Here is a 23,573-nt window from a genome sequence, read left to right as displayed (position 1 = left end):
GTAAAGACCATGAACACATTCCTTATATTAATAGAGATCATTTTCTTCCATGGTCTGGCATTGTACGTCATTGTCAAAAAGAACGAACGGGGAATCTTTTATTTACCAACCCTGTTTTTTGTCGACAGAATCATTTCATCGCCCAACCCGGCCGTTCTGTTTTATGGTTTTATTTCTCTGATCCTAATTCTTTGCATAGCCAGGAATGGCTTTTTCTTTCGCAGGAATATCGCGTCATTGCTGATTGTCATTTATTTTCTATTGCTGTTGAACAAATCAAGCGACCTGGTAACCATACGGCCGTATGTATTTTCGGTAAGCTGTTTATTTATACTGATTGCATTGATACCTACCATTTACAAAAAGTTTTCGGCAGAAGTAATATTCAAAGAGTTAAGCAACGCCTGTTTGCTCATACTTATACTATTTATATTAAATGCGCTGGCATCTACCTATTACAAATTTTCGCCAATGGAAATGTACAATATAACCTCAGGCGTTATGTTTGGCAATTTGTGGGCGGCCGCCTTTAATACCATGCCACTGGCCCTGTTTGTGGTATTTATGTATGGAGTAAGCAATAAAAAGCCATTGTATGTGATCATTTCAATGATCACATTCTTTTTCATCATGCTCACCTTAAGACGTACGGTTATTGTTTTAAGCACACTGGGCATACTTATAAGCCTTATGACACTGATGACCCGGGAAAAAGCAAAGATGCTGTTTACAGCCGGTGGTCTTATAGCGGTGATTGGGTTCTTTGTATATAACAACACCGACTTCTTTGCAGAATTCAAAGAAAGAATAGAATTGAGAAAGCTCGATGAACGTGAACTCGCCGAAGAAAAACGCTTTTTTGAATATTCTCTTTTATACGACGATATGTTTGTATACCATGCCTACAGCCCATGGTTTGGATACGAGCTTTTTAATAGTGCCGGCAATTATGGCAAAGGCGTACTGGCCGAAAGAAGTTTGCATGGTGATATTCCCAACATCTGGCACTCGAGCGGTTTAATAGGCGTATTGCTCTACCTTATAATGGTAGGCACTGCCTTCCTTCAGGCATTAAGATCGTCAAAAAGGTACCAGGATAAACTAACGTTTCTATTCTGCGGGATCGCATTTGCGGCATATACAGGCTCCGGGCGGTATACCGAAATAGGCGCTAGCCTGTTAATATACCTGATAGTTATGTTTCCCATGGCAACCCGTGAAGAGCCGGAAGTACAGGCTGAAGAAAGCAAAACGCCCCGGTTAAAAATAGAAGCAGCATAAGCAACAGAATGCCCTCAAAGCAATTTATTATAAACCAACCGACCAGTGAACATTTCATAAACCCTAACAACCATGGCAAGATTCCTATTCTACGACGACAAGATCATCAACCTGATGATAGAAAATGAAAAACCATGCGGTGGAGCAGCTGTTCAATCGTATGGCTGGATCAAAGGGCTGCTGGCTGAAGGACAGGAAGTAGTTATAATGACAGACACCAGCACCAAGGAAAAACTAAAAGAAGAATGCAAAAACATAAAGCTGGTTCCCTTTTTTGATCGTAAAAAAGGTATTCGCTGGCTACGCTGGTTATACTACCGTATACCCGATACCTATAAAAAAATAAAAGCCGTAAAGCCCGACTACCTGTATGTAAGTATAGCATCATGGTCAAATTTTTTAGTAGTACTAATGTGCCGGATGCTGAACATAAAATTTATACAAAGGATCTCAAACGATAACGTTATTAATATGGGCTACGTTAAGAACAGTTCTGCTGTAGGTCGGTTCTTTTTGTTCCAGGGGCTTAAGTTATCACATCATATTTTATGTCAGAATAATTACCAGCTGCATGGAATAAAAAAGCGTTTCCCTAACAAGTCTGTCATAAAGCTCTCAAACCCTTTATATTTAAAAGATGCGGCATTGAGCGATGATCATGAACCCGGCAATTATATAGCCTGGCTTGGTGTTTACCGCATGGAAAAAGGTCTCAAACGCCTGTTCGAGATTGCCAGCCTGATGACACAGGAGCAGTTTGTTATTGCCGGCAAGGAAGGCGCCAATTACGACTCCGAAACCAAGGAGTATGTTGAAAAGCTAAAGCAGCTGCCGAATGTAAAATTCTGTGGTTATCTAAGCCGTACAGAGGTACTACCTTACTTAGCCAAAGCGCGGTTCCTTTTAAACACTTCGATGTATGAAGGTTTCAGCAATACATTTCTTGAGTCATTGGCGGTAGGCACACCTATTATAACAGCCTCCCATATAAACCCCGACTCAATCATCTCAAACCACAATCTGGGCATAATTTATAACGATGTGCCCGACCTGTGCAAACAATATGCATCATTAACACCCGAACAGTATCAGCAGATGTCAGATAATGCCAGGGAATACGTAACCCGTAATCATGGCTACAGAGTGCTTGCCCAACGATTGCTCAGATACCTTTCTGAGACGGACAACATTATTTTAGGCCGGGATGGGCGTATAAAGCCACTGGTCGAACAAACACCTAAAGAAATTGCGACATGACGCTACAAAAACATCAAAATCGTATCCTGTTCTTTATCGGAAGTTTTAAAGGCGGCGGCAAAGAACGAAGACTGCTTGAATTGCTTACTTACCTGACTGGAAAAGACAATTACGAAATTATGGTTGTAGTTACCGACCCTATTATTGACTTTCCGGCATTTCACGAACTCAAAGTATTATACAAGGTCATTCCGAAAAAATGGAAACGAAACGACATTACAGTATTTTACAAATTTTACCGTATCTGCCGGCAATTCAAACCCCACCTTATTCATACCTGGGGGCGCATACAATCTTTTTATGCACTGCCGGCTGTCATTGGCCACCGTATTCCGCTGGTGAACGGACAGATCACTTCAGCGCCGCCACATGCAAACAGGTGGTCGCTGAATAAAATACTCGACCGTATCAACTTTAAATTCTCAACCGTTATTCTTTCCAATTCGCGGGCGGGCATAAATGCCTACAATCCCCCGCTTAAGAAAATAAAGATCATTTACAACGGAATAAGCCTTAGTCGTTTTGAGAACCTGCCGGCGCCGGAACAAGTGCGATCGAAGTACAATATCTCAACTCCATACGCAGTAGTAATGGTTGCCACCTTTTCGGGTAACAAAGACTATAAAACGTTTTTCAATATTGCAGAAAAGATAACTCAGGTAAGAAACGACATTACATTTATAGCAGTAGGAGATGATGCCCAGGGAATGGATCTGTGCAAACCGTTTCAGAAGCGCACCAATAATAATCCCAGGATAGTATTCACCGGCAGAATTACCGATGTAGAGGCAGTGGTAAACAGTTGCACTGTAGGCGTATTGTTCTCAAACATTTCAAAACACGGTGAAGGCATTTCAAATTCCATTATGGAATATATGAGCCTGGGAATGCCGGTGATGGCAAATGACGCCGGCGGCACCAAAGAAATAGTTCATCACAATGTGAACGGTTATCTGGTAACCCATCAAACCGAAAATGAAATTGCAGCACTGATCACTGAATTAATAGATAACCCAAATAAATGCAAAGCCTTTGGCAATGCCGGCAGAAAGTTGATAGAAGAAGATTTCCTGATAGAAAAAATGGGAAAGGCCTTTGAACAAACTTATGAAGATGTATTGAGCCAAAGGAGGAGAATGGTACCGAGAATTGAAACCCAAACTGACCTTATATGAAAGTGCTTTTTGTTTGCAGCGGTAATAACAAAGAATTCAATATTATTCCCTTTATTAAAGAACAGGGCGAGTCGTTGAAAAGTGAAGGCATTGACGTAGACTATTATCCGGTAAAAGGAAAAGGCCTGATGGGATATATAAAAGCAGGCATCCGGCTACGTAAACACCTAAAGCAAAAGAACTACAATCTGATCCATGCGCACTTCACTTATTCAGGCTGGACAGCCCTTATAGGCGCCGCAGGAAAAATGCCCGTTGTACTGTCATTAATGGGCACCGATGCCAATGGAGAATATAAAGGAAAGAACAAAATAGTACTGAGCAGCCGTGTTTCTTCATTTCTAACCTGGCTTATACAACCCTTTGTAAAAGCCATTATTTCAAAGTCGAACAATATTGAAGGATCGGTTTACCAAAAGAATAAATCCTTCATAATTCCCAACGGCGTGAACATGCAAAAATTTCAGCCGCTGTTACTGCAACAAAACGGCTACACATTTCAAACAAATGGAAAAAAGAAAGCGCTGTTCCTTGGCAGTAAAACAAAAACAGGAAAGAACTTTCCCCTGGCCGAAGCGGCAGTACAACAATTGGAAAATGTAGAACTGGTTTGTCCATACCCGGTGAACCACAGCGATGTGCCCAAATACCTGAACGAGGCAGATGTGCTTCTTTTCCCTTCGTTTATGGAAGGTTCGCCCAATGTTATAAAAGAAGCGATGGCCTGTAATTGCCCCATAGTATCAACCGATGTAGGTGATGTAAAATGGGTGTTTGGTGAAACCAAAGGCTGTTACATTTCTTCTTTCGACCCCAAAGACTTTGCTACAAAAATAAAAATGGCGATAGACTCCCCGCCAATAAACGGGAGAACGAACGGTAGACAACGTATTATAGAACTGGGCCTTGATCAGGAAACAGTTGCTAAACGCATCAAAGCCGTGTATCAAATGGCCCTTGATTAAAAACCCCCGAATGGTATGCGTATAAACTTAAGAAATGTGTTAGGATTTATAGCCGCTAATACATTCATCATGGCCGGGTTCGTGCGACAGGCAAGGCGAAAGGCATTGAACTCAAAATGCATCATTTCACTTTATTTTCACAAGCCCGACAAAAAAGAATTTGAATTCTGTATTCGCTGGCTAAAACAAAAAGGCTTCCGGTTTTTAAGCCCTCACGACATTGAAAAAATAATTAAAAATGAAATGCCTTTCCCCAAAGGCGGTGTTTGCATCACCGTCGACGATGGATGGCAATCAAACGTCAAGAATGTTGTTGAAGTGGCAAACAAACATGAAGTACCGGTAACCATTTTTGTTTCCACCACTCCGGCAGAAGAGGGCAACTACTGGTGGTCGTATGTGAAAAAGGCACAGCAGGAAGGCCTGATCAGCTTCTCAAAAGGAGAACTGAAAAAAATGCCCGAGGAAAAAAGGCTGGGTATTTTGCAGGAACTAAAAAAGAAGGTTGCTCCGGCAAGAGATGCCATGACCGTCGACGAGGTAAAAGCAGTATCAAGTTCGCCTTTTATCACCATTGGCTCACACACCCAAACGCATCCTATTCTCATCAACTGCCAGGATAAACAGGTGTATGAAGAATTAAAAACAAGCCGCCAAAAGCTGGAATCATGGATAGGGAAGGAAGTGGCTTATTTCGCTTATCCCAATGGCGATTTTGGCCAACGTGAAATACAAATATTGAATTCATTGAATTACAAACTGGCTTTCAGTTCACAACCCAGGTACCTAACACCCGAGTTATTGAAAGATAACTATACACTGCCAAGGTTCGGATTTTTGGAAGGCGCATCCTCAGCGGAAAATATCTGCCGCATGACCGGCATCTGGCATTCGATGATGACGAAAGTACCGCACCCGGCTAAACACTAGTAATGAAGATCCTTTTCGATATAAAACATCCTGCACAACTCAACCTGTTCAAAGGCATATCAAAAGAGTTGCAGGAAGAGAACTGGGAAGTAACCATTTGTTATTTGCAAAGAGGCAAACTGCCCGGCATCATCAAAAAGGAATACCCAGGTTTTAATACCGTACCTGTAGGCAGCAGCAATGGCACCAAATGGTCTATACTTTGGCATGGCAATATAAAACGCACGCTGGCCTTTCTTGATCTTATAAAAAAAGAGAATTACAATATATGCGTGGCAGCAAGTAGTATTCCGTTAGCGCTGGCCTGCAAAATTGCCGGCATTCCGGTGATACAGTTTTATGACGATCCCGAGCGTAAACGCATTAACCGGATAAATGCCAGCCTTTCAAGCCAGTTGTTCTTTCCACCCATTGTGGAAAAGAATAACAAAGTATCGGTATTTAATTGCCTCAAGGAGTGGAGCTATTTAAGCCCAAACCGGTTTAACCCGGCAGAAAGAACGCTTAACCAATATAAGCTGGCACCGTATGAATACATATTCGTAAGAGAAGTAAGCAACAAATCATTCAACTATTACAATCAGCAGGACGGCATCATCAGCAGCTTTGCAGGAAAAATAAATGCAAATACAAAAGTTATATTATCGCTTGAAGATAAAAGTTATGCCGAAAGGTATCCCAAACACTGGACCATTTTACAGGAGCCGGTAGAAGATATACACTCTCTTATTTATTATTCAAGAATGGTTATTTCTTCGGGCGACAGTATGGCCAGGGAAGGAGCGATGCTGGGAGTACCAAGTATATACTGCGGTATGCGAAAAATGAAGGCCAATGAATTACTGATGCAGGCCGGCCTGTTACAACATTTACCAGGCGAAAGTGCATTGCCTGTAATAAACAAAGGGCTCAACGAAATATTCGATCAGGAAAAACAATCCGGCACCCGTAACAGGTTGCTTCAGCAATGGGACGACATGACAATCTTCATGAAAGAACAGATTAACAGATATAAATCTTAGGCACCATGAAAATCTCAATTTTTGGACTTGGCTACGTAGGCTGTGTAAGTGTAGGCTGTTTGGCAAAGAACGGGCACGAAGTAATAGGCGTTGATGTAAGCGAATTTAAAGTAGAGCTCATCAACAGCGGCAAGGCTACCATACAGGAAAAAGACATTGACCGCATCATTGCCGAAGGCTATGCAAAAGGCAGCATTTCGGCTACCACCTGCGCAGAAGAAGCGGTACACAATACCGACCTCAGCATCATTTGTGTAGGCACCCCACCATCGGCACATGGCCACCTGAACCTTTCTTACATTTTTAAAACGGCCGAACAAATAGGAAAGGCAATCAAAACAAAAGATGAATTTCATACGGTGGTGATCCGTAGCACAGTAATGCCGGGCACCAATATTCGCTATGGTGAGATCGTTGAACAATTTTCGGGTAAAAAAAGAGGCCACCATTTTTCAGTGGTATCCAACCCCGAATTTTTAAGAGAAGGTTCAGCTGTATATGATTATTATCATCCCGCAATTACTGTAGTGGGCGGCGATAGTACGGTTGCCATTGAAAAAGTGGCTTCTTTATACCGTTGCCTCGATGCACCCATTGAAATAACCGATATTAAAGCAGCCGAGATCATAAAATATATCAACAACTCATTTCATGCCCTCAAAATTGCTTTTGCCAACGAAGTAGGCAACATTTGCAAAGCCCTTAAAATAGATCCCTTTAAAGTAATGGACCTGTTTTGTAAAGACACCCGCCTCAACATTTCGCCGGCTTACTTAAAGCCCGGGTTTGTGTACGGTGGCTCCTGCCTGCCTAAAGACCTTAAGGGACTGGTAACCCTGGGGCACGACAACTACCTGGACACACCCGTGTTGTCAATGATCAATTCTTCAAACGAACAACACCGTAAAAAAGCGGTTGATATGATCACCGAAACCGGTAAGAAGAACATCTGTATGGTTGGACTGAGTTTTAAAGAAGGTACAGATGATCTGCGCTTTAGTCCGTTTGTTGACCTGGCAGAAACCCTTATTGGCAAAGGTTGCCGCCTTACTATTTACGATGAATACGTTTGTTTGTCGCGGCTTATAGGCGCCAATAAATCGTATATCAATGAACGCCTGCCGCATTTATCAGAACACCTTAGCAATGACCTGGAAAATGCCATCACCGAAAACGATGTGGTGGTTATAAGTCACCGGAATTTCGACGCAAAAAACTATCACCATTTACTAAAAGAAAAAACCGCTATTATAGATCTGGTAAGAATTCGCGATCTGGAAGAACTGCCCAATTACGAAGGCATCTGCTGGTAGCGAACAAAATGTAACACCCAAACACTAAGCTGTAACCTGCAAACGAAAACAGAGAAATAAGAACTGAAATTGGTAAAGTCTGGATAGTAGCATATCTGATAAAAAGCTTATACCATGACAACAAAACAAGCCTCTGATTTTTACGACCTGATGGTCAGTAAAAAAATGTACTCGAGCAAATCGAAACTGAAATTTTACCTCAACAATCTTTTCGAAAATGTAGACTTCAACGATAAGGAAGTACTGGATGTTGGCGGCGGCAGGGGCCTGCTGTCGTTTTATGCGGCGGTAAAAGGCGCCCGAAGGGCCATATGCCTTGAACCGGAAGTTGACGGTTCGCGTAACGGGATGATAAACGCTTACAATGAAGTAAGAAGCGAACTTCCCGAATCGCTGCCCGTGAACCTTTTACCGCTTACATTACAGGATTACCTGAAACAAACAGGGCCCGAATCGTTTGACGTGATCATGATGCATAACTCCATCAATCACCTCGATGAAGAAGCATGTATTCACTTACTCGATAACGAAGACTGTTACAACCGGTATGTAGATGTTTTTAAAAACGTATACCGGATAATGAAGAAAAACAGCACATTGATCATCACTGATGTTTGCCGCAATAATTTCTTCAACGATATAGGCATGAAGAACATTTGGGGCCCCACTATTGAATGGCACAAACATCAGCAACCCAATACATGGGCCAGCCTCCTACAGGAAGCAGGTTTTAAAGAAGCTTCTATACACTGGCTCACTCCAAACCGGCTGGGCAATACCGGTAAACTCCTAATGGACAACTACTTCATTTCGTACCTCACCAGAAGTTACTTCAAAATGACGATGAAAAAATAATCTCAACTATCGTCAATTTGCTGCAAAACCAATATTCCCTGTGACTCATTATTTTTTTAACTTCTAAAGCAAGTGTGTATATGCCTGGTCAAAAATCGAAAAATGAGTTCTCTTACCTTGCAGTAGATATCCTCCCCCTCATCGTAGTATTCATTACAGTTCTTTATTGTTACAGGGATTGTAGTTTTTCAAGCCGGGATTGGGTTGCGTTATCAGTGATAATCATTCTTTGGTGTTTGGTTGAATATTTCGGAAAACACCGTTACGCAAGATTAACACCTAAATGGCAAAAGCGATTTGTACGTCATTTAAAGGTGTACGTAAGTCTTATCGTTATTGAAGCCTTTGTATTTTTCTGTTTACCGGGCGAGCCTGTGATCTTTTGGAAACAGATCATTGCATTGACGTTCGGCGTTTTTGCGCTCGACTTCTTTATCAACTTTCTGCTTATAGACCGAATAAACAGGGAGGTGCTTAGCCCCAAACATGTTATTGTGGCGGGCACCGGCAATAAAGCCAAGATAGTAGAGGACGAGGTGCTAACAAGCCATAACCCCGGTTATCTGCTAAAGGGCTTTATTAATTGTAATAACCAGGATACGTGCATGATCGAAAGCCAGAAGGTACTGGGCAACCTCGATAACATAAACATGTTCCTGCAGTCTAATCCGGTCGATGAAATTGTGATCGCATTACCCGATGACGAAAAGAAGAACATTCAAAAGGTATTATCGGTAGCCGACTACCATGGCATTAGGGTAAAGTATGTACTGGATTACCACGAGTTGTTTGGCAATCATTATAAGATCACCCGGTTTGGGCAAATGGATACAGTAAACATCAGGGAAATGCCCTGCGATGGAAAGTATGCCATCTTCTTTAAGAACTGCTTCGACAAAGTATTTGCCTCCATTGCATTACTATTCCTGTTACCCGTTTTTCTGGTAATTGCCTTACTGATAAAACTGGAATCACGCGGGCCGGTGTTTTATTGCCCAGTACGTATTGGTAAAGGCGGCAAACCCTTTAAGCTGTTTAAGTTCAGAAGCATGCGAACAAACGATGATGCAGCCACCGGTACACAATCCACATGCGAAAATGACCCACGTATAACCCGTCTTGGCAGGATCTTAAGAAAATACAGCATCGACGAATTACCACAGTTCATAAATGTTTTGTTCGGTTCTATGAGTGTGGTAGGCCCAAGGCCACACCGGAAATTCCTGAACCGTCAGTTACAGGAAAATGTTTACCACTACATGTTGCGGCATTATGTAAAACCTGGCATTACCGGCTGGGCGCAAATAAATGGCTGGCGCGGCCCCACTGATACAGAAGAACAACGCAGACAACGTACGCTTCACGACCTGTGGTACATAGAAAACTGGACGTTCAAACTCGACATGAAGATCATTTTACTTACCATATTTAGTTCCAAAGTACACAAATCGGCTTTTTAATGCTGGCTACTTCTTCCCATTGTGGGCCGACTCAAAGGTGGTGGGTAACACCACCACCTCTTTTAGAATTCCAAAACCTATAAACACTAACGTTTTAATTAAACCCTAAAAAAGTGTTTTATGCAACTTACACCCAACCAGGCCGAACGAATAAGCACCTCTTCATTTTTAGTGACCGGAGGCGCGGGATTTATAGGATCGCATATTGCAGAATTCCTGCTGGCAGCAGGTGCACAAAAAGTACGGGTACTTGATAATATGGCTACCGGGCACTTTCGCAATATGGCGCCCTTTGTAAACCATGCCAGGTTTGAATATATAAATGGCGACATTCGCGACATTACTACCTGTAATGCAGCTTGCAAAGGCATCGACTATGTGCTGCACCATGCAGCTTCAGGTTCTGTACCCGATTCAATTAATGATCCCATAACTACCAATAATATCAATGCTTCAGGTTTCCTCAACATGCTGGTATCGGCCAACGAGGCGCATGTGAAACGTTTTATTTATGCTTCCAGCGCATCAATTTTTGACGATGGCCACCAAACCCCTTATGCCGTTTCAAAATACATCAATGAGTTGTATGCCGATGTTTTTGCAAGGCTGTATGGCATAGAAACCATTGGGCTCCGGTATTCAAATGTATTTGGCCAACGGCACGATCCCCAAAGCGCATATGCCGCCGTTATACCCAAATTTGTGATGCAGCTTACCAAACACGAATCGCCCGTGATCAATGTTGATGATGAGTACAGTCACGATTTTATTTACATTGAAAATGTAGTACAGGCCAACATGCTAGCCGTTTGTACAAACGAGCCCAGGGCGGTGAACCAGGTTTACAATATAACTTTTGAAGAAAGAACATCATTGAACCAGCTGGCCAAATACCTGCGTGAGCTGCTCAGTTCTTTCGATGAAAGTATTGCCCGTGTAAAGATCCCCAATGCCTTTACCCAAAAGCACAACACACATCCGGTAGCATTTGTACAAAAATCAAAAAAACTACTTGGTTATGATCCTGCTTATTCGTTGCGTGCCGGTTTGTTAAAATCTGCAGGTTGGTACTGGGCTTATTTGCCCCGGCTTGCAGAAGAGAAAAAACTATTGAAAAAACAACCAGGCCAATATACTACTACAGTTTCCCTCGATCGCCAATACGAAAACAATCAATTCCTATAGTCAATGATAGCTACAGCAGCAATCCCAAAGTCAATCACCACCTATATACCACCGGGTAAAGGAACCACCGAACTGCTGATGGGCCCACCCGTATTGAAACTGTTGGAAGATGCCGCCTTTATACAGGAGTGGAAAAACCTGTATAATGCCTGCCCCTGGGCTACGGTGTTTCAAAGCCCGTCGTTTGTGGCAACCTGGTACCAGGTATACAGGTCATATTTGCCTATTCTTATAAAAACAGAAACCGATGGTAAACTTACCGGGCTGCTTACACTGGCAAAAGACAAAAAGGGGCTTATAACCGGCGCCGGCGCCAACCAGGCCGAATACCAGGTATGGCTTACTGCCGACGAAAAAGATGAAACATTTATTAAAGCCTCGCTAACAAAACTGTACAGGTTCTTTCCCCGAAACAGGATACAGCTTAAATACATTCCGGCAAGTGTTCCGTTAAGCTTCACCAAAAACGATACGCCCTGGAATAAACGTTGTTTTTTAAAATCTTCACCACAACCGGTAATGGTCATTAGTGAAGATCATTTCAACAGCGAGCTAAAAAAGAAGAACAGACGCGAAAAAATAAACAGGCTGAAACGGCTGGGCAACCTGAAATTTGAACGTATTAACGACTACAACGAATTCTATGAGATCTTTGATGAACTGGCCCTGCAGTCAGATTTCAGAAAAGGCGCCATGTACAATAAGGTTGCCTTTAAAACCGATGCATGTAGAAAAGAGTTCTTACTGTCATTATTCGAACAGAACATTCTGCATGTAACGGTTTTAAAGATAGACGATAGAATAATTGCAGCCAACGTAAGCATTGGCACTAAACAACAGCTACATTTATCAGGCATCAATTCCTTCGCAGCTGCGCTGGCCCGCCATTCACCGGGCATTATACATTTTTTAATGCTGGGTAAATTGCTGGCCGAAGAAGGCGCCGATGTATTTGATCTTACGCCCGGTGCAGATTCGTATAAAGAAATACTGGCAACCGACCACACAGTGGCTTATACGCTAAGCATAGGAAACAAAAACCATAAAATGTTTAACCGGTTGCAAACGGGCCTTAATAGTTGGTTCAAAAAAACCACCGCCCTTGCCGGTATAAAACCCGAAGCATTAAAAAAGGCGAAAAAGAACTATACGCTTTTTAAGAACAAGTTTATACATGTAGCCCGGCAGGGTATTTTGCAGTCATCGGCATTTCTTATTGACAAACTTAAGCCCGGCAATAAAACAGCCAAATGCTGGGCCGTACAAAGAGATAATACAAATGCCGGTGTATTTAGCCTGCAGTACGACGATTTGAAAGACCTGTTGAATTTCGATGATCGTGAGATCAGGTACAGTCAGCAGGAATTCCTGTCAGATGCCATGCGCCGTTTTGAAGAAGGCGCACATTGTTATACCTGGACCGACAACGGCCTGTTATTAGGCTGTGCATGGATAGGCAATATGCAATCAAGCATCAATGGTTATAATTATGGCAATGAAACGGAAGATTTTATTATGTCGTTATCCGGCATCTATTGCCACCGGAAAGGCCGCAAAGGTTTTCCTTATTTCTTACGGTCGGTAGCAAACGCATTGGCCCTCGATGCAGTTCAGAACAAATTATTTATAGTGACCGACTATAACGACGACCGGTCGTTTGAGCTGGCAGGCTTTCAACGACTGAAGTAACCCCAACATAATCTAAAAGTAACTGTATGAAGATGGCTCTAAATACCACAAAAGAACTAATTGAAAGTCCGGCCCCGGCAACAATAAACAAAAAGATAGTTGTAACCGGCGCCAGGCTTAGCGACAGCGACTCCATTGAGTTGGTAACTGGTGATGCAGTAATTACCCTTTTATGCACCAACGGCGGGTTCCAGCAAAGCTGGGACCTGCTTTTCGACGCCTGTCCCTGGGCCACCGTATTTCAAAAACGCAGTTTTATAGCTGCCTGGTACCAGGCGCACCGCAATGAACATTGCCCTGTGCTTGTTAAACTTACAGAACAGGGACAACTCAAAGGGATTTTGGCAATGGTAATAATGGATACGCCGGCCAACGGAAATCCAGGCACAATAAAAGGAGGGCGTATAACTGCAGCAGGGCATTACGATGGGTTGTACCAAACCTGGCTGGCAACACCGGCAAACGGCGATGCATTCATAAGCAAAGCATTGACCGAAATAATGAAACAATTTCCGGCACATACTATCACGCTCAGGTTCATACCGCCCGGCACACCTATGAACTGGTTGGAAAAAGATCCTAAATGGCAACAATACTGTATTGTGCAATCACATGCCCGGCCATTGATAAATTTAAAAACCGCCCAGGAAGAAAAAACATTTCAACGCAAAAAACATTTCAAACATAAAATGAACCGCCTGAAAAGGCTGGGCGAGGTAGAGCTGGAGACCATAACCGATCTGCAACGTTTTGAGACCGCGCTGAATGAAATGGCTATCATGTACGACTTCAGGCAAAGCGCGCTTTTTAATAAAAACCCGTTTGGTGAAAGTCCCGAAAAGAAAGAATTTCTGATCGAATTGTTTCGCCTGCAACTACTGCATGTTACTGTTTTAAAAGTAAACGAAACCATAATAGCCGGTATAATAGCCGTTGGCGAAAAAGACTGGATGTACCTGGCCGGCCTCAGCTGCCATTCGCCGGTATATGCCCGTTTGTATTCACCGGGTCTTTTACAATTCATTATGCTGGCGCAGCAACTGGCCACCGAAGGCTTCACCTATTTCGACCTTACACCGGGATATGATGCGTATAAAGAAGACCTGGCCAACGAGCACGATGAAGTGCTTGAACTGGTGATCAGCAGCAAAAAGGCATTTCGCCTTAAAAGACGAATGAGAAAATGGGTGCACAGCAGGCTTATTGCCTGGGGAAAACGCCCCATGTCGGTAGAGCTGTCGATGAAATTTTACACGTACCTGGCAAAACATCGCACACCGGCGTCATTAATAAAGCAGGTTTTTAAACGTATAGGAAAAAAAGAAAAGCTGCAACGCTTCTGGCTTCAAAATTATGCATTGATATCTGGAGACAGGATCTCATTAAAAAAAGACGACATCCTCGACCTGCGGCAATTTACCACTACTAAAAGATCGGCATTAACCCGGTGGGAATTTCTTAGCGATGCCGTGTATCGTCTTGAAAGAGGACAGCATTGTTATACCTGGGTTGAAAATAATTGCCTGATGGCCTGTGTATGGTTCAATTATCAGGATGCGCAGTTGGCAAATAAAGAAGAAAAAGAAAAACCGGAAGTGGATAATACATTTGAATTTTTGGGTTTATATTACCATGCAACTGCCCACGACCGCATAAACATTTTTATAAAAGAGGTAATAAATGCAGCGGTAAATAAAGAAAAGAAAAATTATATATCAAGTAAGGAAAAGCTGTTGAGTAAGGTGCTCGATCTTTCTGGTATCAACCTCGATCACTGAGTTTTAAAATTCCAAGAACCAAAACCCAAGATCCAAATAAAAAATACAAAATTTCAAATAGAAATTTCTGGGATTATTTGGTTCTTGCGATTTGTGATTTGCGTTTTTATTCTTTGGTTCTTGTTATTTGTGATTTGCGATTTTCATTTCACCATAGGAGGCCCGTTCATTACCTACCGAAATAGCATCGAAGTATATCACTCTTTTTTTAGCATCTGTAATGCCGCCTTTATTCCAGGCCGATTTGTAGATGCCCAGTTTCCAATTGGGGGCATGAAAACTGCCTGTACCAACATCATACATATTTGCTCCTTTATAATTTACAAGTGACACTCCGTTACGCCAGATCTCAACGAGACCATCGGCTGTGGCGGAGTGTTTTACATGTATAATAAAGTACTGCCAAACATCTTTCACAATAGGCCCCATTTCAACCACATCTTTGTCTTTAGGCCGCGCAGTTATGCGCAAACGAAGCCGGCCATTCTTTGTTCTTATGCATAGGCTGGGGGTGGCTTTTCCGCCCTGGTGCCATTGGCTTATAACTTCATCAGTGCTGTCGGTATCATATTCATTGCGGGGAAAATAAATGGCAAATGCATACCAGCGTTCGAGTTTGGGTGTATTATCAGGTTCGGGAAATGAGATCTCGGACCTTGTACCATTATTATTTTCAGGGTCACTGTCCCTCAACTCAAAGCGGGCGGCTTTTTTTCCTTCAAAAACGGGGCTATCTACGATCTGGAGCCCATAGGAGGTAGCAGTTTGGGTAGCTATAAAAGCGGGGAGGGGTTTGCGTTCTTCAAAATCAAGCCGGTAAAGAATATGCGGTTCATCATTATTATTGTGGCTGTACAGCAACGTTTGTGAGAATAATACAAGCAATATTATTATTTGCACTTTGGTGATCAAGTTGGTTAAATTTATTTCATTACTGAAGTTATTGATTATTTAACCCATAAAAAAATAAGAGCGGCCCCGGTATTCGCGGGGCCGCTCTTAATTAATCAACCACTAAAACCAATGCTTAATTCGTAATAGTAAAGGTGATTGTTTTTGCTGTACCGGCAGTAGTACCTGAGTAAGGGGTTGCCTTCAGCGTATAAGTACCGGTTGCTGGTGGATTCCAGTTTCCATAATAGAAGTTACCGTTTCCATCATCACCATGCAATGCAAATGGAGCTGCAGCATCGGTAGATGTTTTGCTTTGTTTGCCGCTTAATTCAAATTTCACACTTTTTGCATCAGTAGAGGCAACAGCACGAATATTTGCTTTGGTTAAACCCAATTTGCTAAGGCTGATAGTTGCTCCATTGGTGATAGACACAACATCTTTTTCAGTAGCTGAGTTAACCAGTTTGAAATCGGTAACGCTTAAACCTGTCGTAGGTGCGGTAGGCAAAGTAGTAGAACCATCACTGCCGCTGCCATCAGTAGGCGTGGTAGGAGTGGTAGTACCATTCTTTGTAGGCACCATATCAGCATAAGTTGCATTCTCATTACCGATCTTGATATCGTCTAAATAAAGAACTCTTATGTTAGTTGCAGTTGTTCCGCTGCCATTCCAGTCAGATTTATAGATACCCATTTTAACAGTAGGGTTAGTTATATCACCACCTGCTTTATACATATTGGCGCCCGAACGGTTCAGGATCTTTGCGCCATCTTTCCAAATTTCAATTAAACCATCAGAACCGCTTGAGTGTTTGATGTGCATTACATAAGCATGCCATGCATCCTTATCCCAATTGCCAAGTTCAACCCAGGTATCGCCCATAATTCTGATATACAGTTTATCAGATTTAACACGCAAACACAGTGCAGGTGTTAAGCCGCCGCCCTGGTGCCATTGCGTGATGATCTCATCTTCTGCATCAAATTTATAGTATGCCGAAGGCACATATAAGGCGTACGAATACCAACGGTTAAGGTTTGTTTGTACGTTAAAAGAAATTTCAGATCTTGTTCCACTGTGATTTTCAGGATCAGTGTCTCTCAATTCAAAACGGGCCGATTTAGTACCCTGATATACAGGATTTGTTGCTGTTGTGATTCCATAGGAAGTGGCAGTTTGTACGCTTGGTACGCTGGTGAAGAAAGTACTGCCTTCCAAATTATCAGACCAAACAAGGTTACCAGTTGCTTTTGTTGAAACTGTAGCATTCAGTGTGCTATCGTTATAGGTTTCTACGGATGGCTCCATAACGCCTTTATTACATGACGCAATGGAAGCTGCGATCAGGGACATAGCCAGCAAACGCTGGTTATTACGGATGAAGTTGCCAGTTCTGCGCATTGAAGTTTTCATTTGAGGTTATTAATTAATTAAGTGTTTTAAATAAATTATCTCCACCTGTTCTCAGACTAACGATTAAGCGCAAGGATCCCCCGTTCGCATCACAGGCACCTTTTTTACCTGCGATACGTTAGTCATAAAAACGCATCCTACTGTTTGTTTTCCTTTTCTTTAAGAGTGGGCCATACCTCTCCCAGGCCGCTTCCGGAGCTTATTTCCGGTAGGCGGAATAGTTATGTCCATAGGGTCAATGGTTCGTGATTAAGGAAAATTTGACTAAGTGTAGATAAGGCTTTTCAATAGGATAATGATAAGGCATAAAATACCCTCTTCACCGCAAGACCGTTTGCATCTTGCCACATAACTGCAGGTAAAGTATACGGGCCGTATTGGCCGGTATGCCTGAACTCCTGCGATCATGCAGCAGATCTTAATGAACAGTGCAAAACACTTTAGCTATCTTCCACAAAGAAGATGGTAAAGACAGTTTACTGTTCAGATGTCTTGACGTGAAAAAAACAACAACCGTGTAGTTGGGAAAATTCCTGATGGCGCTTTAGGGTACACGGGCTGCGCACACATTATGGCTTTGGTACGGATGTTTAGTTTTCCTTGAATGATTGCCTGAAGTGTCAGACTGGATCCGGTTGCAATTCGATTTGCAAGCCGGAGGCTTTTACCAAGTGTCATGTTCATCACAGGGATATTTTTCGTTTTCTTAAAGAGTATTTTCGCGTTGATAGGTTTCGCAAACATAATGCCGGAAATAGGCCAGGTTTTTAGCGTGCCAAATCGCAATCGGCAGTTTTGACTAAGGTAAACTAAGAGAAATTGCTTAGCGTAAATCGACATGTCACTGGTTAACAGAAACCTAGAAAATTTGAAAAAAAATGAGCTTTTTTATGCCTTCCCACAAAAAACTTTTCATTTGATGAAGATCATCTACAAATTTCGTGTTCAAATTACATTTGTGGCATATAACCCAGTCCTGTACAGCATTTCAACGCAGCAACATAGTTTATAATTCCCGCCTTTTAAAGGGCCGAAGTTGCCTTTTACAGTTAATAGCAGCATGCCAATCATACACCCCATGATGGAACGAAATTTGCATCACATTTCTTATACTAAAGGACCTGACAATTCTCCCATCTTTTTATTGTGTGTTCTCCCAATAGTACCCTTTTGAAGCAATACATGCTAAACTAATTGCGCACCCTATTAAGGTTGTCAAATGTCTTTCACAATCAAGGTCCGCAATTTCCACAAAACACCAGTCCCAATATTCCGAGTGAGACCCCAATGTGCATCTTGTTATTACTGCAGGTAATAGCTACGCCTATTGCTTTGCCCCAACCCAACTGTAATCATCATTTAAATTAATGAATCATGAGATGTAACTACTCTGACATTGCCAGCCGTTTAATCCCTGCCTACATTAAACCTGGTGCAATTGTATTATTGGTGCTGCTGCTGCTGCAAGCTTGTCAAAAAAGCAACGACGATCCCGAAAAAGAAAAGAAGAATGTAGATCTTGAATTAATTGCCGAAAATCTTGTATCGCCTGTACAGGCTATTGCCACGCACAATAGTAACCGCCTGTATATTGTTGACCAGATTGGAAAAATATGGGTCATAGACGGCAGCGGCAATTTACGGTCAACGCCGATGCTGGATATAAGCAACAAAGTAGTACCGCTCAATCCCGATTATGATGAACGTGGATTGCTGGGCGTTGCTATTCACAAAGATTTCAAAACAAATGGACGCATTTTTGTTCATTACCAATTGCCGCCACGGGCGGGTGGGCCGGTGCCCGGCGCCTCATGGAACAACATCAGCCGTGTTTCCGAATTCCATGTATCACCCGATGGCTCCCGCGCCGATCCCAACTCCGAAAAAGTGATCCTTGAGTGGGACGACCCGCAAAGCAATCACAATGGCGGCTCCATTGCATTTGGGGCCGACAATTACCTGTATATAGCCATAGGCGATGGCGGCGGGGCAAATGATGTAGGGCCAGGCCATGTCGATGACTGGTACACTGTTAACAGTGGTGGTAATGCGCAGAATATTGAAGCCAACTTCCTCGGTAAGATCCTTTGTATCGATATCGATCACGGCTCACCCTATGAAGTGCCGGCCACCAATCCGTACGTAGGTAAACCCGGGCTCGATGAGATCTTTTGTTTCGGGTTTCGCAATCCGTACCGGATGACGTTCGACGAAGGTGGCAGTCATCAAATGATAGTATCAGATGCAGGCCAGGAATTGTACGAAGAAATAAATGATATAGTGAAAGGTGGTAATTATGGCTGGAATGTGCGTGAGGGCAAACATTGCTTTAGCACGGTAGATAACAAAAAAGAACTGGCTACCTGCCCTACAGAAGACAACAGGGGCAAACCGCTGCTCGACCCCGTAATTGAGCTCAACAATTTCAAAAATCCCAAAGGAGGTAAGGCAACCACCATTATAGGCGGTTATGTATATCGCGGCACTGAAATAAAAGGCTGGGATGGCAAATATATTTTTGGCAGTTTTTCCCAATCTCCTACAACCGCCAATGGGGAATTGTTTATGGCCGACGTGAAGGACGACAGGGGAGCCAGCACCTGGGATTATAAAGAAGTTTCGCTTAAAAGCCACCCCGATGATCTGGGATATTATATCAGGGGTTTTGGTCAGGACGATGATGGAGAGGTGTACGTCTGTGTTTCGTCCATGAGCGGCCCGCAGGGTACCACCGGAAAGGTGTATAAACTGGTGGCCGTAGAATAAAAAAAGGCATTTTTACAGCAAAAGGCTGTCCCGGTAAATGGGGATAGCCTTTTGCTTTTTTAGGAGCCCCAAACCTTGAAACCCTTATCTGTTGGGGTGTTTAAAAAATGAAAGCTTCTTATCAACATGCTGTGTATTTCTTTGCGCCGCGAAAAATTAATTAATTATGATCTTTATCGCTCCACAGGGCCAAAACTTCCAGTTGAAAAACGTTCGACCATTTTCCTTCATTTAAAAAATTTGAGGGATGAAAGCCTTGTGTGTGCTCTAAATACTATTTAACTATGGGTCTATTTGATAAAAGAGTTCAGTATAAGCCATTTGAGTACCCTGAGGTACTGCAATTTACTGCTGCCATCAACAAATCGTTCTGGGTACATTCCGAGGTGGATTTCACTGCCGATACGCAGGATTTCCATGCGAATTTGTCGCCTGCCGAACAGAATGCAGTTAAAAATGCCCTGCTGTCAATTGCTCAAATAGAAGTAGCGGTAAAATCTTTCTGGGGTAACCTGTACCATCACTTCCCAAAACCGGAAATAAACGGTTTGGGCGCCACCTTCGCCGAATGCGAATTCAGACACTCTGAAGCCTATTCGCGTTTGCTGGAAGTATTGGGTTACAACAACCAGTTTGAATCGCTTATTGAAGTGCCTATTGTTAAAGAACGCATTCAGTATTTATCAAATGCGTTGCAACATGCCAAATCAACAGATCAAAAAGAATATACCATCACGCTTATCTTATTCAGTCTGCTGATAGAGAACGTGAGCCTGTTCAGCCAGTTTGCCATCATTTTGGCATTTACCCGCTTTAAAGGACTGATGAAGAACGTGAGCAATATTATTGCCTGGACCTCAGTTGACGAACAGATACACGCCAACGCGGGAATTTACCTGGTAAATAAGCTGAAAGAAGAATACCCGGAAATGTTTTCTTCAGCAATGAATGAAAGAGTAAGGGAAACCGTACGGCTTTCTATTGCTACGGAAGAACGCATGCTCGACTGGATCTTTGGTGAAGGAGAAATTGACATCATCAAAAAGCGCGACCTGAGCAATTTTATGAAGAAAAGGGCCGACGACAGCCTGCAACAAATAGGCATAGAGCCCATTTTCAATGTTTCTTCAAAAGAATATTCGGCCATGTTGTGGTTTGAAGAAGAAGTGTTCAGCAATAGCCTGGATGATTTCTTTGCCAAAAGACCGGTGGAATATACCAAGTTCGACAAGAGCATTTCGGCCCACGACCTATTTTAAGTGAATCAGTTTTTATAGCCTAATCAACAAAAAACCTGTTGCATGACGAATTTATTTGAAACAGTAGCCCCGCCAACCGCCAATCAGGTGTCGGACATTGCCGGGAAGTATGAGCAAGAGAAATTATGGTGGAAAAATGAAGAAAGCGAACAGATCCTGAACAGGGGATATCTGTTGAAAGGCGAAACCGTGGAAGGCGCCATAGAGCGCATTTGTGCGGCCGCTTCCAAAGTGTTATACAAGCCGGAATTAAAAGACTCTTTTAAAGAAATGATTGAAAGAGGATGGATGAGCCTTAGCTCACCCATTTGGGCCAACATGGGCACCGAAAGAGGTTTACCTATTTCGTGCTTCAATGTGCATATTCCCGATAATATAGAAGGTATTACCCATAAGCTGGGCGAAGTGATCATGCAAACAAAACTGGGCGGTGGTACATCGGCCTATTTTGGTTCATTGCGTGAAAGAGGAAGCGCGGTTACCGACAACGGAAAGAGTAGCGGAGCGGTAAGCTTCATGCGCCTTTTCGATACCGTAATGGATACCATTTCACAAGGTGGCGTACGCCGTGGCGCATTTGCCGCCTATATGGATATTGACCATGGCGATATTGAAGAGTTCCTTTCTATTAAAGACATTGGCCATCCCATCCAAAATCTGTTCTATGGTGTTTGTGTGCCCGACTACTGGATGCAGGACATGATCGATGGCGATATGCAAAAAAGAGAGATCTGGGCAAAAGTACTGGCAAGCCGTCAGCAAAAAGGATTGCCTTACATCTTCTTTACCGATAACGTAAATCGCAACAAACCGCAGGTATATAAGGATGCTAATTTAACCATCAATGCCAGCAACCTTTGTTCAGAGATCATGTTGCCATCGACCGAAGACGAGTCGTTCATTTGTTGTTTGGCTTCTATGAACCTTGAGTTGTACGATGAGTGGAAAGATACCAACGCCGTAAAACTGGCGGTGTTCTTCCTCGATGCGGTATTACAGGAATTCATTCAAAAAACAGAAGGCAACCACTACCTGGCTTCAGCCAACAAATTTGCCAAAAGACACCGTGCATTGGGTCTTGGTGTATTGGGCTGGCACTCGTACCTGCAAAAGAATATGATCCCCTGGGAAGGCATGCGTGCAAAACAGCTTACCACCATGATCTTTAAAGATATTCAGGAGAAAGCGGTGAAGGCAAGTAAAGACCTGGCGTGGATCTATGGCGAACCTGAATTACTGAAAGGGTACGACCGCAGAAATACAACCCTGCTGGCTATTGCACCCACCACTTCTTCAAGCGCTATTTTGGGACAAACCTCACCTGGTATTGAACCATTCAGCAGTAACTATTACAAAGCAGGTTTATCGAAAGGTAACTTCATGCGGAAAAATAAATACCTGAAGGAGTTGCTTGTTCAAAAAGGAATTGACAATGAAGATACCTGGCGCAGCATTATGCTGAACCACGGTAGCGTTCAACACCTGAAAGAACTGAACGAAAATGAAAAAGAGGTGTTCAAGACCTTTAAAGAGATCAGCCAGCTGGAGATCATACAACAGGCAGCTATTCGTCAAAAGTATGTTGACCAGTCGCAAAGCCTGAACCTTAACATACCGGCAGAACTTCCTGTAAAAGAGGTGAACAAACTGCTGATAGAAGCCTGGAAGCTGGGCATTAAGACGCTTTATTACCAACGCAGCCAAAGTGTTTCGAAAGAAATGGTAACTAACCTGGTTAGTTGCAAAAGCTGCGAAGCATAATAGTTTTCTACTAACCTACTAAGTTTTGGGTGGGTATCCGCCAGCTGGCGGATACCCACCCTTTTTTTATCAGGGAGAGACCCCTTGAGAAGGGGACCTCCCTTATTTATTTTATCACTGCTATTCACCGGCAGGTTCCCATAATTCAATTTTGTTGCCTTCTATATCAAGAATGTGAACGAACTTTCCGTATTCGTAGGACTCAACGTTATCCAGCACCGTTACGCCTTCCTTTTTTAACTCATCCACAAGGGCATCAATATTTTCAACGCGGTAATTGATCATAAAGTTGTTTGCCGAGGGCTCAAAGTATTTGGTAGTGTTGGCAAAGGGGCTCCAAAGCGTATATCCACCCTCTGTTGGATTTCCATTTTCATGCCAGTCGAATTTGGCGCCGTATTCGTTTGTATCGAAACCAAGATGGTTTTTATACCATTCTTTCATTTTGGCGGGGTCCTGGCATTTGAAGAAAATGCCGCCGATACCTGTTACGCGTTTCATATTCAGTTGAGCTTTAGTTGTGAGTAATGGTTGAATTTAATGAATATTTGGGATATGATCATTGCACG

At 42.8% G+C, this 23,573-nt stretch carries 18 protein-coding genes; 15 read left to right on the top strand and 3 right to left on the bottom strand.

The window, feature by feature from the left end:
- Positions 1-9: 9 nt before the first annotated feature.
- The 12 genes from GGD38_RS36685 (at position 10) to GGD38_RS36630 (ending at position 14,910) form a co-directional block, all read left to right on the top strand.
- Complete coding sequence (locus GGD38_RS36685; protein ID WP_375301109.1) at positions 10-1,281, top strand: hypothetical protein; 1,272 nt, start codon at positions 10-12, stop codon at positions 1,279-1,281.
- 72 nt (positions 1,282-1,353) lie between these two features.
- Positions 1,354-2,538 (top strand): glycosyltransferase family 4 protein, encoded by a 1,185-nt coding sequence (locus GGD38_RS36680; RefSeq protein ID WP_375301108.1) that lies wholly within the window; start codon positions 1,354-1,356, stop codon positions 2,536-2,538.
- The gene (locus GGD38_RS36675; RefSeq protein WP_375301107.1) at positions 2,535-3,713 is read left to right on the top strand and encodes a glycosyltransferase; all 1,179 of its coding nucleotides are present in this window, start codon (positions 2,535-2,537) and stop codon (positions 3,711-3,713) included. Before GGD38_RS36680 ends, GGD38_RS36675 begins: the two co-directional genes overlap by 4 nt.
- Positions 3,710-4,678: a glycosyltransferase family 4 protein gene (locus GGD38_RS36670; protein ID WP_375301106.1), complete on the top strand. Its 969-nt coding sequence runs from the start codon at positions 3,710-3,712 to the stop codon at positions 4,676-4,678. Before GGD38_RS36675 ends, GGD38_RS36670 begins: the two co-directional genes overlap by 4 nt.
- Positions 4,679-4,693: 15 nt before the next feature.
- Positions 4,694-5,608 carry a polysaccharide deacetylase family protein gene (locus GGD38_RS36665; RefSeq protein WP_375301105.1) on the top strand — a complete coding sequence of 305 codons (915 nt, stop codon included), beginning with the start codon at positions 4,694-4,696 and terminating at the stop codon, positions 5,606-5,608.
- A 2-nt stretch (positions 5,609-5,610) separates the two neighbouring features.
- The gene (locus GGD38_RS36660) at positions 5,611-6,630 is read left to right on the top strand and encodes a DUF354 domain-containing protein (RefSeq protein WP_375301104.1); all 1,020 of its coding nucleotides are present in this window, start codon (positions 5,611-5,613) and stop codon (positions 6,628-6,630) included.
- A gap of 5 nt (positions 6,631-6,635) precedes the next feature.
- A complete protein-coding gene (locus tag GGD38_RS36655) occupies positions 6,636-7,943 on the top strand; it encodes a nucleotide sugar dehydrogenase (RefSeq protein ID WP_375301103.1) in 1,308 nt (435 codons plus the stop codon).
- A gap of 114 nt (positions 7,944-8,057) precedes the next feature.
- A complete protein-coding gene (locus tag GGD38_RS36650; RefSeq protein ID WP_375301102.1) occupies positions 8,058-8,798 on the top strand; it encodes a class I SAM-dependent methyltransferase in 741 nt (246 codons plus the stop codon).
- A gap of 80 nt (positions 8,799-8,878) precedes the next feature.
- Positions 8,879-10,258, top strand: coding sequence for an exopolysaccharide biosynthesis polyprenyl glycosylphosphotransferase (locus tag GGD38_RS36645; protein ID WP_375301101.1), 1,380 nt, complete (start codon positions 8,879-8,881; stop codon positions 10,256-10,258).
- A gap of 120 nt (positions 10,259-10,378) precedes the next feature.
- Entirely contained in the window at positions 10,379-11,443 is a 1,065-nt protein-coding gene (locus tag GGD38_RS36640; RefSeq protein ID WP_375301100.1) for an NAD-dependent epimerase/dehydratase family protein, read from the top strand.
- Positions 11,444-11,446: 3 nt separating this feature from the next.
- On the top strand, positions 11,447-13,132 hold the full coding sequence (locus GGD38_RS36635) for a GNAT family N-acetyltransferase (protein WP_375301099.1): 1,686 nt from the start codon (positions 11,447-11,449) through the stop codon (positions 13,130-13,132).
- A 26-nt stretch (positions 13,133-13,158) separates the two neighbouring features.
- A complete protein-coding gene (locus tag GGD38_RS36630; RefSeq protein WP_375301098.1) occupies positions 13,159-14,910 on the top strand; it encodes a GNAT family N-acetyltransferase in 1,752 nt (583 codons plus the stop codon).
- A gap of 123 nt (positions 14,911-15,033) precedes the next feature.
- Here the strand turns inward: GGD38_RS36630 and GGD38_RS36625 are convergent, their stop codons facing one another.
- Positions 15,034-15,822, bottom strand: coding sequence for a polysaccharide lyase (locus tag GGD38_RS36625; protein WP_375301097.1), 789 nt, complete (start codon positions 15,820-15,822; stop codon positions 15,034-15,036).
- Between the two features lie 115 nt (positions 15,823-15,937).
- Positions 15,938-17,218: a polysaccharide lyase gene (locus tag GGD38_RS36620; RefSeq protein WP_375301096.1), complete on the bottom strand. Its 1,281-nt coding sequence runs from the start codon at positions 17,216-17,218 to the stop codon at positions 15,938-15,940.
- 1,374 nt (positions 17,219-18,592) lie between these two features.
- Here GGD38_RS36620 and GGD38_RS36615 point away from each other — a divergent pair.
- The 3 genes from GGD38_RS36615 (at position 18,593) to GGD38_RS36605 (ending at position 23,004) form a co-directional block, all read left to right on the top strand.
- Positions 18,593-19,984 (top strand): PQQ-dependent sugar dehydrogenase, encoded by a 1,392-nt coding sequence (locus GGD38_RS36615; RefSeq protein ID WP_375301095.1) that lies wholly within the window; start codon positions 18,593-18,595, stop codon positions 19,982-19,984.
- A 284-nt stretch (positions 19,985-20,268) separates the two neighbouring features.
- The gene (locus GGD38_RS36610; RefSeq protein WP_375301094.1) at positions 20,269-21,243 is read left to right on the top strand and encodes a ribonucleotide-diphosphate reductase subunit beta; all 975 of its coding nucleotides are present in this window, start codon (positions 20,269-20,271) and stop codon (positions 21,241-21,243) included.
- A gap of 42 nt (positions 21,244-21,285) precedes the next feature.
- Positions 21,286-23,004 (top strand): ribonucleoside-diphosphate reductase subunit alpha, encoded by a 1,719-nt coding sequence (locus tag GGD38_RS36605; RefSeq protein WP_375301093.1) that lies wholly within the window; start codon positions 21,286-21,288, stop codon positions 23,002-23,004.
- Positions 23,005-23,124: 120 nt separating this feature from the next.
- Here the strand turns inward: GGD38_RS36605 and GGD38_RS36600 are convergent, their stop codons facing one another.
- Entirely contained in the window at positions 23,125-23,505 is a 381-nt protein-coding gene (locus GGD38_RS36600) for a VOC family protein (protein WP_375301092.1), read from the bottom strand.
- Positions 23,506-23,573: the final 68 nt, after the last annotated feature.

It is taken from the genome of Niastella sp. OAS944 (genome assembly GCA_024809215.1).
Classification (GTDB): Bacteria; Bacteroidota; Bacteroidia; order Chitinophagales; family Chitinophagaceae; genus Niastella.
This window is presented reverse-complemented; position numbering and strand designations above follow the sequence as displayed.